Source organism: Ruminococcus sp. 1001713B170207_170306_F1, assembly GCF_015668065.1.
Lineage (GTDB): Bacteria > Bacillota > Clostridia > Lachnospirales > Lachnospiraceae > Blautia_A > Blautia_A faecis.
This window is the reverse complement of the sequence record NZ_JADPEX010000002.1, coordinates 136,822-150,451: the sequence shown is the minus strand read 5'-3', so window position 1 is coordinate 150,451 and position 13,630 is coordinate 136,822. Positions and strand designations below refer to the sequence as shown.

Below are 13,630 nucleotides of genomic sequence, written 5' to 3'. Positions count from 1 at the left end.
ATGATTACATAAGGAAAATAAAATTTATGTGTTCCCCTGCAGAGTTTTCAAGCTTTGCAGGGGATCTGCTGTTTACGGGTTTATTCTTTTAACTTAATACATATACCTGTATTAATTATTGAACATAATATAGAATTTATTTCTCATGTAGCAGATTATCTTGTAGATGTAGGAAGAAATGCAGGAAATAAAGGTGGAGAGACTATAATTCAGGGAAAACCAATAGAAGTTGTTAGGAACGTAGAATCATCATGGAATAATATAATAAATTGATTGACACCACATATGACACCATATATAATATAGATAGGAGGTATGACAAATGTCAAAATGGGATAAACTGATAACACGTATATGCAATTTATCGAAAGACCTCCGGTTTGATGAGTTACGGAAGGTATTGGAAAGTTATGGATACGAAATGAATGCACCAAGAAGTGGAAGTAGCCATTATACTTTCAGAAAACAAGGGTGTATGCCAATTACAATACCAAAGCATGAACCAATCAAGAAAGTATATGTAGAAATGGTAAGGCAGATTGTAGAAAGCGAGGCGAAGAATGATGAAGACGCTGAATGATTATATGGCAATGTCCTATCGTATGGAAATTGTGGAAGATAAAGATGAAGGCGGATTTGTAGTTTCTTATCCGGATTTGCCTGGTTGCATTACTTGTGGTGAGACAGTGGAGAGTGCGGTAGCAAATGCACTGGATGCAAAAAAAGCATGGATTGAAGCTGCATTAGAAGATGGTGTAGAGATTCATGAACCAGACAGTCTGGAAGACTATTCCGGACAGTTTAAATTGAGAATTCCGAGAAGTCTGCACAGATCACTGGCAGAGCATTCGCAGAGAGAAGGAATCAGCATGAATCAGTATTGTGTGTACCTTCTTTCCAGAAATGATGCAGTGTTCTCAAAATAAATGTTGTCAAACTTATTTACATCATTTACAATAAGCTGGCAACAAATTGGCAACAGAAAATCAGCGAGCCAAAATAATATATGCAACTGAAATAAAATAATGGCAAAAAAGATACAAAACTTAAATAAATATGTTTAAGAATATCTTTGGACTTGCCGAGTTTGAATAAAAAAGTGAAATAAACAAAAAAGCGAAATTGGCTGTAGGATAGAATTCCTGCAGCCTCTTTTCGTGCAAAAAAATAGCAGCTTTTACAGATTAGGACTGGTCGACTGGACAACGTCTTGGTACAATGTAATCAGTGAAACAATCCGCAGGTATGGTAGTCGGGGACTTTTGCCTCCGACATTATATATAAGTAACCCCATGTATGAAAAGAAGGAGAGGCCTCATGCAGGTATCAGATAAATTAATCAAACCACTGACAGAAGCGAAATATTTAAATGCAGATAATGTAAGCAGATATCGCTGTATTATGCGTATTTTTTTTGAACATTACGAGAAACTGAAATACTGGCTGTACCAGGAAGAGGTTTACGAAGAAATGATAAAGGATCCTTTTTTTGCAGATTACAGACCAGAGCAGTGTCAGCAGGATCTCACAATGTTGACAGAATGGAAGAATCTGAATACGATCCAGGATACGAAAAAGGTGGCATCCATTGAAGAATTTAAGAACAAAAAGTACCGCTATCAGATGACAGAATATAGTGTAGAGATAGAACGTCTGGTGCTTAGACTTGAGAACCTGTTCATTGAAGGTGCATCCCTAGAACCCACATTATTGGAGCGGATACGAAGAGGGATAGAACGGTTTCCGGAGATGGTGGAAAGAGATAAAAATGAAGTATATACCTGGTGGACAGATCTGAATAATGATTTTGTACGTCTGAATCAGAATTATCAGGACTATATCAGAGATCTGAACAGTGTGCGGGCAGAAGAAATGATGCATACGAAACAGTTTCTGGTGTTTAAAGACCGGTTGATCGAATATCTGCGCAGCTTTATTAAGGGATTACAGAGAAATGTAGGTGTGATAGAAGAAAGCTTATGCATGCAGAAGGAAGAGATGAAAAATCAGGTATTTGAAAAAGTAGTTGATTATGAATTGTCGATACCGCGAATGGATGTGGAAGTATCGAAGGAAATGATCTGGCAGAAAGTAAAGGGCCGTTATCAAAGTATCTATGACTGGTTTGTAGGAAAGGAAGGTCAGGAGAATGAAGCGGGAAAGCTTTTTGATGCAACAAATGATATTATTCGCAGGATCACAAGATATGCAGCGCAGTTAAGTGAAAAGAATGCATTAGGTGCTAACAGAAAAGAAGAATACCGCAAAGTGGCAGAATTATTTTTGAAATGCCAGGATATGGAAGAAGCCCACAAAATGTCTGCAATGGTATTTGGCATGGAGTGCCCGCAGCATATTGCCGGAGATCTGGTACGTGAAACGGATAGCATGAATATCGGAGTATACGAAGAACAACCCATGGAAATCAGTTTAAAGCCAAGGATACGTACATACAGGGAGAAATCCAGAAGAAGTGCGATCCGCGAATCAGCAGAGCAAAAGCAGGAAACAAGACGTAAAATGCTGGAAAAACAGAGAGAAGAAATGGAAAAATTGCAGGCGTTGGAAGTAAATGGAAGGATTCATTTTGGAGAATTACCGGTGCTGGAACCAAGAATCAGAGAGATCCTTTTGAAATGGCTGTCGGATGCCATGGAATCTGCGGATTTTTCTGCAAGAACGGATGATGGAAGAAGATACATATTAGACAGAAGCCGGGCAGATGAGACCTGTGTTGTGCATTGTCTGGATGGTAATTTTACTATGCCTGATCTGTCAATTGTATTTCAGGAGGAAACGTGATGAAGGAACTGGAGATCCTGTTAAATAAAAGATGGGTATTAAAATCCAGAGATAAGGAAACCTATTATAAATTAAGAGATGCTCTTGGAGAACTGCGTAAATTTACTACAGAGAAAATGGGCTGCCAGATCATTGACAATTCACTTCTGATAAAGATGGAGAAGATTCCGGTGATACCGGAAAGCTTTATGGGGATCCAGAAATTTTCCTCAAAAGAAGAATATGCCTATCTCTGTATTTTGCTGATGTTTCTGGAAGATAGAGATGCACAGGAGCAGTTTATCATATCACAGCTGACGGAATATATTACAGCAAATCTGCCTGGGGAAATCTCTGACTGGACATTGTATACGAACAGAAGAAAGCTGATTCGTGTAATGAGATTTGCAGCAGATCAGGGGCTTATTGGAGTTACAGATGGAAAAGACGAGGCATTCATGGATGACGAAGGAGGAGAAGTGCTTTATGAAAATACAGGGGCATCCAGGTATTTTATGAAGAGCTTTTCAAAAGACATTATGGAATATACGAAACCGGAAGATTTTCAGGAAAGTGACTGGTTTGAAGTGGATGAAGACCGAGGCTTTGCAAGAAGACACAGGGTTTATAAAAGACTGATTTTTGCACCTGGTATGTACAAAGCGGATGGCTCATCGGAGGATTTTGAATATCTGAAATATTACGGACGCAGATTAAGCGAAGAACTGGAGCTGATATTTGACTGTCATGTGCACATTCATAAAGGAAGTGCATATCTGCTATCCGGAGACGACTGCAGGATGGGAACGGTATTTCCCGGCAATAATTCCATATCCGATATTTTGCTTTTGTGTTTTCGTGAAATACGCAAGAAAATTGAGAAGGGTCAATGGAAGACCGGATTGGATGAAACCTGTCTTATAGATCAGATTGAATTTGAAAATATGATAAAAGAAATGAAACAGGAATATGGAAGTGGATTTTCGAAAAATTATCGCGAGATGCCGGAAGGGGAATTTGTAAAAAGTGTGTTGGATGAGATGAAGTTGTGGATGTTCATAAGAAAAGAAGAACTCGCTCATCAGATAAAAATATGTCCTCTCACCGGAAAAATACAGGGAAGTTATCCGGAGGATTATATGGGAGGAAGAAATGATGAATAGCAGATGGCAGGCAAATAAGATCGGGCTGATTAATTTCTGGTATTATGACGAACAGGAATTCCCATTTGTGAAGGGAAGAATGCTCCTTCGAGGTTCAAACGGATCGGGAAAATCAGTAACCATGCAGAGTGTGGTGCCCCTTCTTCTGGATGGAAATATGAGTCCGGAACGACTGGATCCCTTCGGTTCCAGGGATCGTAAGATGAGCAGCTATCTTCTGGAAGAAGATGACGGACGTGAAGAACGCACTGGCTATTTGTATCTGGAGCTTAAAAGACAAAACAGTGACACATATTTGACCATCGGAATGGGTATCCGCGCAAGAAGAGGAAAGAATCTGGATAAATGGTATTTTAGCCTGACCGATGGAAGACGTATCGGTAAGGATTTCTTTTTATACAAGGATTCAGGAGAAAAGGTTACACTTTCCAAAAAAGAGCTGGAAAACAGGATTGGGGATGGCGGCCGCGTTATTGACAGACAGGTTGATTATATGGAATATGTGAACCGTCAGATTTTTGGATTTGAGACAACAGAAGAATATAAGGAAATGATAGATCTTTTGATTCAGCTGCGTACACCGAAGCTTTCCAAGGATTTTAAGCCATCTGTAATCAATGATATTTTAAGTGATTCCCTTCAGCCCCTGTCTGATGATGACCTGCGTCCTATGTCGGAAGCCATTGAAAATATGGATACCATGACCATGAATCTGAAAAACAGAAAAGAAGCCAGACAGGCAGCAGAAAAAATCCAGGCAGTATTTTCAAAATATAATCAGAAATTATTATATGAAAAAGCAGAACGCTGCGAACAGGCTGGGCTAAATTTGGAAAATGCAAGGACGCGGCAAAATGAACAGGAGAAAAAGCTACGTGAATGCAGACAGAAGATAGAAGACTTGAAAATAGAACATCAGAATCTGGATGTGAAACGTGAGTCCATGGAGAAAGAGAAAGAATCTCTGAACAAAAGCGACGCGGTAGCATTGAAGCGAAGAGAAGCGGAGCTGATTACAGAATTAAACGGACAACAGAAAAACCTGGGAGAAAAGCAGAGATTCCTGGAGCAGAAACAGACTCAATATCAGGATGCACAGAATCAGATTAAAACAGAAGAAGACAGGAAATATGAGAAAGAAAAAGAACTGGAAGAGCTTATAGAAGAGATGCAGGATGAGGCTGATACCATGGCCTTTGAAGAGCATGCATTTATGACGGAAGAGCTGGAAAAACATCTGGAAGAACCATACAAATTCAATTTACACCAGCAGCAGTTTGACAGCACAAAAGAAAAAATAAATGAGGGAACAGAGATTCTTGCAGAGACAGATCACCTGGAAAGACAGAAAGATGATCTGATAAAAGAAAGAGAAAGACGGATTCGTGAACTGGATACTCTTCAGAGAAAAGTGTCAGAACTGGAATCTGTATTTGTGCAGACACAGAATGAATGGAAAGAAGCATTGTATCAGTGGAACGGTGCAAACCAGGAGCTGGCATTAGAAAAAGAATTATTAAGAGAATTAAGTATATTTGCAGATGCGTATAAGGAATCTTCTGATTTTGCTGAAGTTCGTCAGAGGATTGCAGATGTATGGATCAAGAAAAATGGGGAAATCGAAGCTGAACTTTCGGTAAATGATACAGAGAGCCAGAATACAAAAAAGGAATTGGAAGAAGTAAGGGCTGATCTGGCAGAATGGGAGAATCAGAAAGAACCACAGCCGGAACGCTCAGAGGCAGTTATACGTAACCGTAAGAGACTGGATGCTCTTGGAATTCCATATCAGGAATTTTACAAGGTCATAGAATTTGGAAATAATCTGGAAGAAGAAGCCTGTAACCGTTTGGAAGAAGCTTTATTAAAGATGGGAATTCTGGATGCACTGGTAATAGATGAGCAATACAAAGAGCAGGTTCTGAAAACAGAAAAAGGATGTGAAGATCACTATCTGTTTGTCTGCAAGAACAGTCAGAAGAATTTGCAGCCAGACAGAAGTCTGTTAGATGTATTGGAACTGAATGAAGAAGTGAACGACATATTTTCCAATCAGCGTCTGACCGGAATTCTCGGAAGTATTGCATATGATAGTGAGAGCTTGTTTACGGTTGCAGAAGATGGAACTTACGGAATGGGAGTGCTTGCCGGAACTGTAACAGGAGAATATGAGGCAGGATTCCTTGGAACAAAGGCCCGTGAAAAACACAGACAGGCAAAGATAGAAGAGTGCAGACAGAGAATCACAGAGTTGGAAACCGCATTACAGCAGCTGGAGGAACTGCATAGAAAGCTGTCTGACAGAAAAGTTATTCTCAGAAAAGAATACGAGAATCTTCCGAAAGACACAGATATGAGAGAAGCACTTCGGATGCTGCAGGCCGAGGAACGAGAGTGCGAACAGCTGAAGCGAGAGAGTGATAAACTGGAATATCAGATCCGTGAACTGGCCGAGATACTGAAAGAAAAGAAAAAGAAAGCACTGGAAATTGCAGAAGCATTATATCTGACCTGTTCTTATGATATATTTAAAGAAGCAAAAAAAGCAGCAGAGGAATATGGAAAGCATTTGATCAGCCTGATTGCCGCACACGAAATGTATCTTAGAAGTCTGATGTATCTGAGAGAGCGAAAAGAACATTTGGAAGATTTGGATGCAGATATGGAACAGATACGGTATGATCTGCAGGAGATTCAAAAAGAAATCAGGAGAAAGACAGAAGAACAGGCTTCCATTCAGGAACAATTGCGTCTGACTGATTACGAAGAAATTAAAGAACGGCTTGATGTATGTATTAACTGGCTGCAGGATTATCCGGAGCAATTACGTGTATGCGTAAGCAGACAGACACATGAAGAAGACGAAGTGGGACAACTGACACTGCGTTTAGACGAAAACAAGAAGAAAATTGAAGAATATGAAAAGAAAACGAAATATTTTTCGGAATGCTATGATATGGAAAAGGCTTTGCATTATGTGGAAATACCAAAAGAGATACCGGAAGATGCCGCACATATCAGAAGTTATCTGGAATCAGATGTAAAAGCGCTGGATAAAGACAGTGTGATCCGCGATCTGAATAAGGTATATTTTGAAAACAGAGGCTTTCTTACAGACTATCATTTAATGCAGAATGAGTTGTTTACGGAAGAAGAACAAACGGAATTTCCTGCAAAACGACTGGACATTTCGGCCAGATATCAAGGCGTAAAGATATCATTTGCCAGTCTTCTTTTGCATCTTGAAGAAGACATTACAGAGCTGGAGAATCTGATCAAAGATGGAGATCGGGAGTTGTTTGAAGACATTCTTGCCAATACGGTAAGCAGAAAAATCCGTGGAAAGATTAACGGTTCCAATACATGGGTACAGAAAATGAATTCCCTGATGAACGGTATGAATACCTCCAGCGGATTAAAGCTTAGCCTTAGATGGCGAAGTAAGACTGCAGAACAGGAAGACCAGCTGGATACGAAAGAACTGGTAGAATTACTGAAGAAAGATTATCGGCTGATGAGTGAAGATGAGGCAGCCAGATTGTCTGCCCATTTCCGTTCCAAAGTGGCAGAGGCACGAAGAAATGCGAAAGACAGTGCGGGAATGATATCCTTCTATCAGATCATGAAGGATACGCTGGATTACCGTAAATGGTTTGAATTCCAGCTGTTTTCCCAGAAAAACGGGGAACGTCAGAAGGAGCTGACAAATAGTGTATTCGGAACCTTCAGTGGCGGAGAAAAGGCAATGTCCATGTATGTACCGCTGTTTTCAGCAGTTGTGGCCAAGTATCAGGGAGGAAGAGAAGATGCACCGAGATTGATATCTCTGGACGAGGCATTTGCCGGAGTAGATAATAAAAATATTCGCGATATGTTCCGTCTGATGACAGAATTCCGGTTTGATTTTATTATTAACTCACAGGTTCTGTGGGGAGATTGTGATACGTTGGACGCATTGGCAATCTATCAGTTAATCCGTCCGGGAAATGCGAAATTTGTAACCGTTATGCCTTATTTATGGAATGGTCACAGGAAAGAATTGTTAGAACACGAGGAAGAAGTTGAACAGAGAGGAATAGAGCTTGGACAGGCAGAAGGAGTATAAATCTGAAAATAAAATGAAAGACTGTCTGGCTTATTTTCACCTGAGCCCGGTCTGGGAGAAGGTTCTGAAAGGCTTTCGGGAGAAATATATTTCTTACGGAAGGTTTGGTGGGAAAGTAATTCTGAAGAATCTGAAACCAACAGATATTGAAGAACTGGAAGGATTTTTTGGAAAATCTTTTCACAGTCAGAAAAGTGTAACGGTGTCCTCAGAAAAATTCAGACAGGCGCTGGAAACAAGCAGATATAAAGAGATAACGCCGGAATGCCTGTTGGAGAATTTTTTTGAAGAGCCACTGCTTGTAAGACAGGAGCAAAAATCCTTACGGGAACAGGAAAAAGAGCGTATATGGGAGATTTTTCAGAGAGACTATGAAGGAACTCCTGTAGAGACAGCCTTAGAATCGTTGCGAAGCATTGTGAAAGACAACGGGAGTCAGGAACTGGCCAAATGGGACAAGATGCTGCGGCTTGGAGCAGAAATCTATAACAATCTGCCATATCGCAGCACAAAGATGTACCTTGCCGTATTTGCAGCTATGCGGACAGGCAATCCACATGCGTTTGATATTGGAACAGCAGATGGGAATTTTTTATATCAGATCATACAGATGGATTTGGAAATACGAAGAATTACAGTAGAGACATCTGCAATATTTCCTGCGTATAAGCGTCAGAAAAGTTATCTGCTGGCAGGAATCATGCTGGATGATGTTTCCAATTATACCATGCTGTATCAGGTGCAGGCTGTGAAAAAAGATGGAAATTATCATAAAGGTATGGCAGGTTTTGCGAAAGAACAGCATATTGTACAGGTTCCTCTTGCAGTGCTTACAGAATGGGATGCACTCTATTGTCCCCAAAATGAAATATATATTGTGGAAAATCCTTCGGTTTTTGCCATGCTTTGTGGAAAAGAAGAAACAGATCATAAGGAAAAAGCATATATGTGCATGAACGGTCAGCCAAGACTGGCAGGTTTGATGGCATTGGATTTACTTGCAAAATCCGAAACACGGATTTATTATGCAGGAGATCTGGATCCGGAAGGTGTGTTGATCGCACAGAAACTGTCACAGTATTATAAGGGCGAATTTTATTACTGGCATATGGAAGCCGCGGATTACGAAAGATGCAGATCCAAAGAGGTCATATCACCTAAGCGGCTGAAAATACTGGAACGAATAACGGATGAAAGGTTAAAGCCGGTGGCAGCGCTGATCGGAAAATACAGGACAGCCGGATATCAGGAGATGCTGGCAGAAGATATGCTATAGAAATCAGATGAAGATCTTTTGAATGAAAAGGAGAAGTTATGAAGACACGGAAACGAATTTTGTCAATTGTATTAACAATTGCAACACTGCTTCTGCTTGTACTGGATATTCCTGTGACAGCAGCTGGGACGAAAAAGGTAGACGTTTTGTTTACCCATGATACTCATTCCCATTTGGACAGCTTTTCAACAATTGTAGATGGACAGCAAAAAGAAGTTGGCGGTTTTGCGAAAATAAAAACCCTGATGGATGAAAAGAAGAAAGACAATCCAGATACCCTGGTATTGGATGGCGGAGATTTTTCCATGGGTACACTGATCCAGACCGTATATGATACGGAGGCGGCGGAGCTTCGAATGCTGGGATATCTGGGGTATGATGTGACTACTTTTGGAAATCACGAATACGACTACCGGTCAAAGGGACTGGCAAATATGCTGAAAGCAGCCATAAATTCCGGTGAGACAGTGCCGGAGATCGTAGTGTGCAACGTGGATTGGGACGCTATGGAAAAAGATGGCTTAAATGATGGGCAGAAGCAGATTAAAGAAGCGTTTGAAGCTTATGGCGTGAAAGATTATGTTGTGGTTCAAAAGGGCGATACGAGAATTGCTGTGGTTGGTGTATTTGGAAAAGATGCCCTGGAATGTGCGCCTACATGTGAATTGCTGTTTAAAGATCCGGTAGAGGCGGTAAAGCAGACGGTAACGGAGATTAAGAAAAACGAGAATGTGGATATGATCGCATGTGTGTCTCACGGCGGAACCTGGGAGGACGAGGATAAGTCAGAGGATGAAATCCTTGCAAAAAAGGTGCCGGATCTGGATCTGATCATCAGTGGACATTCCCATACAGAGCTGAATGAAGCCATTAAGCATGGGAATACATATATTGTATCCTGCGGTGAGTATGGGAGAAACCTTGGATCACTTTCAATGACACAGAAGGAGGATAGGCGTTGGGAAATGACTTCCTATGAGCTGATTCCTGTGTCTGATGAGATCAAGCCGGATCAGGAAACACAGAAACGGATTGATGAATTAATGGATACAGTAGACACCAATTATCTTGCAGATTTTGGGTACACCAGGGATGAAGTTCTGGCTCAGAACGATATTGAATTTAACAGTCTGGAAGAGATGGGGACAAAGCATGAAGAACTGAATCTCGGCGATATTATGTCTGATGCGTATGTATATGCTGTGGAAAATTCAGAGTATTACGATGGGAACCCGGTAGACGTAGCGGTTGTGCCAAGCGGAACGGTCCGTGACACATATACAAAAGGCAATATTACAGTAGAGGATGTTTACAATTCTTTTTCTCTGGGAATTGGAAAAGACGGTGTAGCAGGATATCCTCTTATCAATGCATATCTGACAGGAAAAGAATTGAAGCTGGCAGCAGAAGTAGACGCTTCTGTTTCGGATTTTATGACAACTGCAAGATTGTATTGCAGCGGACTGAATTTTACATATAATCCTCATCGAATGATTCTGAATAAGGTGACGGACTGTTATCTGACCAGAGAAGATGGAGAAAGAATTGAAATTCAGGATGATAAACTGTACCATGTTGTGACTGACTTGTATACAGGACAAATGCTTGGCTCTGTAATGAAAATGTCCTATGGCCTGCTGTCCCTTGAACCAAAGGATAAGGATGGAAATCCAATTGAAAATCTGGAAGATCAGGCAATCATGGAAGATGGCAGGGAATTGAAAGCGTGGGATGCTATTGCAAGATACATGCAGTCTTTTGAAGATACAGACGGGGATGGAATTGCTAATGTACCGGAATATTATGCAGTCACTCATAACCGTAAGGTTGTAGATGACAGCACAAATATTATTGATCTGGTGAAAAATCCCAATAGATTCTCAGTAATGATCGTGCTGATCTGCCTGCTCTTCCTTGTAATTATTATTCTTATTGTAGTCCTGATCCGAAAACTGGTCCGCAAGGCAAAAAAGAAAAGTATGTGATACTATCACAGAAATGGGGGGAATAAAATCTGATATAATACTATAAACACCATAAAGTTACAAAAGGGGCTGTCAGGAAATAGACAGCCCCTTTTACGTTCAGAATCAATCTTCTTCCATCCATACCTTCATGGTTTTCAGAAGCTTTTGTTTCTCTGGAATACTCATTTTATGTACCTGCTCGGAAAGCTCGCGGTCCAGGGCAGTTTCACGGTATTCAGAATCAATTCTGCCAATCAGGGAATCCAGGGAGATGTTCAGCAGCCTTGCATAATAAATAAGGATACGCAGGGACATTGCAGTACGGTTATTCTCCACGTTGCTGATGTAGCCAGGAGTTACATTCAGAGCTTTGGCAACTTCTGCCTGGGTAAGCTTCATTTTGATTCGCAGTTCTTTCATTCGGGATCCTAAGTTTTCGTAATCAATCTGATTCATATTTGTTCTCCAATCTTTTTAACAGGTGCCGAACTGGCTTACCTGTGATTTTACACGTATTTAAGCTGCTTTCCAATTTGAACAAAATCTCCTGCAAATTCTGACGCACATCTTGCAGAAAACCCTTTTCAAACAGTTTCTTCAAACATGCTCTGGCAATCTATGGAACGGTTTCACCGCTTCCTGATTGCCTGCGGGTTCTTATATTATGGAACGACAGCTTCTTTATCCATAATATAAAGTATATAGAAAATATATGAAAAATGTAAGCTGTAAATTGTATGCTATTTATTTTATAGCTATATATCTGTTGTCGTTATTTTGACATTTTTGTCAGATACCCATATAATAAAAAGTGAAATTGGAAACAGGAATCGAACAGTTTGAGGTAATCACAAGATGCAGGATACATTTGAAATGCTGGAGGAGCTTTTGGAACAGGAGCAATTTGAATTGCTGTTTCCGAAAGAAAACGGAGCACAGGCTGAATGGGAATGTTATGAGACATATGAAAATAATGAGGGAAAACAGGGCGAAAAAGACAGCCTTGCCAGAGTGGGAAAAGAGAAAATTCCAGGTGATATCCGCCTTGTTTATTTGATGAATGATGCCGTAGAAAGCTTTCTCATTTTCCGGGATGCCAGACTTACAGGCTCTTATCTGGAGAATTATGAAGGCCCTCTGAAATCATCCTTAAGTCAGGAAGGGGATGAATATATACTGGTAGTATGGCAGGGGAAGAACGTAGTCACCCTGTTTTTCAGAATGCTGGATCTGGAGGTTTATCTTTATAACTATGGGGAAATCGGTCATTTCTGGGTACCTGGGTATGAATATCTGCGTCAGCTGGAATATCGGATCGCTATTGCAAGAGATAAGCTGGAATATCTGGGAGAAGAGTTTTGCACAGAAGAAGAAAGGGCACTTGTGCAGCTGGCGGACTTTCCACCGTTGAATTATTGCTGTTATCCGGCAGTGCCGAAACAGTATATTGTGCCAAAGGAAGACCCCTGGAAGCCGTCTGCAGCAGCATTTCAGGTAATGGAAGGGTTAGCAGAAGAAGCCCGGGATTTTTCTCTGCTTCGGTTGTTGTATGTTTATAAAAAATTTCCAGCTCCATTTATCGCCAGGATTTTTGCCAGGGCATTACACAAGAATAAGCATAGTGCAGTGATTGATCTTCTTACCGGAAAAATAAAAAGCGCAGCGGCAGCTTATCCTGACCGGAATTTTGGAAATGAGGCTGATCAGCAGTTAAAAAGTCTGCTGTCAAAAGCGGGAAAACTGCAGGAAAAACTGGCCCGGGATGGAATCCATGCAGAGATATTAAGAGAAGAGCCCTTTACAACAGCCAGAGACAGCCTGGATTTTCAGGTTTTTCTCATGGTTTGGAAAAAGGGCTGGCGGAATCGCAAGGTGGAAATCCGGAAACTGTGAATAAGAAACTATCGTGCTTTAACACTTCTCAGAAAATAACAGATTGCCCACGCAATACTCATCCCCGCGGCGATTCCAAATGCGAAGAGAAAGGTGTCCCTCCCATATTTAAGTGCCTGCATGGGATTTCCCTCTACAATACTGCTCATGCAGTAATAAAGGGTACTTCCGGGAATTAACGGAATCACGGAAGTAACGAAAAAAGAAGTGGAAGTTTCCTTGCAGATTCTTGCCAGGATTTCCGCATACACATCTGCAATAAAACCAGCCAGCAGTGCCGGAAGAAAAACACTTCCCCACAGACTCTTCCCGAAGAGAAAGACCAGCCAGCTAAGAAAACCACCGGCAGCAGCCAGAGGCAGATATTTGGTTTTCATGTGAAAAAGAAGACCAAAAGCCACAGATCCGATAGCTCCGGTAATCAGCTGTATAACCGTCATTGTGA

Annotated in this window: 10 protein-coding genes; 8 read left to right on the top strand and 2 right to left on the bottom strand. The window is 40.9% G+C overall.

The annotated features are described in order from the left end of the window. The first annotated feature begins 322 nt into the window (after positions 1–322). The 7 genes from I4V84_RS02385 to I4V84_RS02355 all read left to right on the top strand — a co-directional run bounded on the left by I4V84_RS02385 (position 323) and on the right by I4V84_RS02355 (position 11,310). Positions 323–580, top strand: coding sequence for a type II toxin-antitoxin system HicA family toxin (locus I4V84_RS02385; protein ID WP_055054195.1), 258 nt, complete (start codon positions 323–325; stop codon positions 578–580). Further along, a complete protein-coding gene (locus tag I4V84_RS02380; RefSeq protein WP_117449528.1) occupies positions 564–926 on the top strand; it encodes a type II toxin-antitoxin system HicB family antitoxin in 363 nt (120 codons plus the stop codon). Before I4V84_RS02385 ends, I4V84_RS02380 begins: the two co-directional genes overlap by 17 nt. 391 nt (positions 927–1,317) lie before the next feature. Further along, on the top strand, positions 1,318–2,802 hold the full coding sequence (locus I4V84_RS02375; RefSeq protein WP_173715796.1) for a TIGR02677 family protein: 1,485 nt from the start codon (positions 1,318–1,320) through the stop codon (positions 2,800–2,802). Next, a complete protein-coding gene (locus I4V84_RS02370) occupies positions 2,802–3,944 on the top strand; it encodes a TIGR02678 family protein (RefSeq protein ID WP_195991172.1) in 1,143 nt (380 codons plus the stop codon). Before I4V84_RS02375 ends, I4V84_RS02370 begins: the two co-directional genes overlap by 1 nt. After that, the gene (locus tag I4V84_RS02365) at positions 3,934–8,049 is read left to right on the top strand and encodes a TIGR02680 family protein (protein ID WP_243283999.1); all 4,116 of its coding nucleotides are present in this window, start codon (positions 3,934–3,936) and stop codon (positions 8,047–8,049) included. Before I4V84_RS02370 ends, I4V84_RS02365 begins: the two co-directional genes overlap by 11 nt. Next, positions 8,027–9,325 (top strand): TIGR02679 domain-containing protein, encoded by a 1,299-nt coding sequence (locus tag I4V84_RS02360; protein ID WP_195991171.1) that lies wholly within the window; start codon positions 8,027–8,029, stop codon positions 9,323–9,325. Before I4V84_RS02365 ends, I4V84_RS02360 begins: the two co-directional genes overlap by 23 nt. Positions 9,326–9,363: 38 nt before the next feature. Beyond that, the gene (locus I4V84_RS02355; RefSeq protein ID WP_195991170.1) at positions 9,364–11,310 is read left to right on the top strand and encodes a bifunctional UDP-sugar hydrolase/5'-nucleotidase; all 1,947 of its coding nucleotides are present in this window, start codon (positions 9,364–9,366) and stop codon (positions 11,308–11,310) included. Positions 11,311–11,415: 105 nt separating this feature from the next. Here the strand turns inward: I4V84_RS02355 and I4V84_RS02350 are convergent, their stop codons facing one another. Next, entirely contained in the window at positions 11,416–11,748 is a 333-nt protein-coding gene (locus tag I4V84_RS02350; protein WP_173715800.1) for a helix-turn-helix transcriptional regulator, read from the bottom strand. 399 nt (positions 11,749–12,147) lie between these two features. Between I4V84_RS02350 and I4V84_RS02345 the strand changes: the two genes are divergently transcribed. Beyond that, positions 12,148–13,185: a DUF3878 family protein gene (locus I4V84_RS02345; protein WP_195991169.1), complete on the top strand. Its 1,038-nt coding sequence runs from the start codon at positions 12,148–12,150 to the stop codon at positions 13,183–13,185. Positions 13,186–13,193: 8 nt separating this feature from the next. Here the strand turns inward: I4V84_RS02345 and I4V84_RS02340 are convergent, their stop codons facing one another. Continuing rightward, positions 13,194–13,625: a threonine/serine exporter family protein gene (locus I4V84_RS02340; protein ID WP_148462219.1), complete on the bottom strand. Its 432-nt coding sequence runs from the start codon at positions 13,623–13,625 to the stop codon at positions 13,194–13,196. Positions 13,626–13,630 lie beyond the last annotated feature (5 nt).

What these genes read in the sequence shown, in the direction of transcription:
- I4V84_RS02345 (WP_195991169.1), top strand. Translation starts at nt 12,148, where the DNA reads ATGCAGGATACATTTGAAATGCTGGAGGAGCTTTTGGAACAGGAGCAA.
- I4V84_RS02380 (WP_117449528.1), top strand. Translation starts at nt 564, where the DNA reads ATGAAGACGCTGAATGATTATATGGCAATGTCCTATCGTATGGAAATT.
- I4V84_RS02340 (WP_148462219.1), bottom strand. Translation starts at nt 13,625, where the DNA reads ATGACGGTTATACAGCTGATTACCGGAGCTATCGGATCTGTGGCTTTT.
- I4V84_RS02375 (WP_173715796.1), top strand. Translation starts at nt 1,318, where the DNA reads ATGCAGGTATCAGATAAATTAATCAAACCACTGACAGAAGCGAAATAT.
- I4V84_RS02350 (WP_173715800.1), bottom strand. Translation starts at nt 11,748, where the DNA reads ATGAATCAGATTGATTACGAAAACTTAGGATCCCGAATGAAAGAACTG.
- I4V84_RS02365 (WP_243283999.1), top strand. Translation starts at nt 3,934, where the DNA reads ATGATGAATAGCAGATGGCAGGCAAATAAGATCGGGCTGATTAATTTC.
- I4V84_RS02355 (WP_195991170.1), top strand. Translation starts at nt 9,364, where the DNA reads ATGAAGACACGGAAACGAATTTTGTCAATTGTATTAACAATTGCAACA.
- I4V84_RS02385 (WP_055054195.1), top strand. Translation starts at nt 323, where the DNA reads ATGTCAAAATGGGATAAACTGATAACACGTATATGCAATTTATCGAAA.
- I4V84_RS02370 (WP_195991172.1), top strand. Translation starts at nt 2,802, where the DNA reads ATGAAGGAACTGGAGATCCTGTTAAATAAAAGATGGGTATTAAAATCC.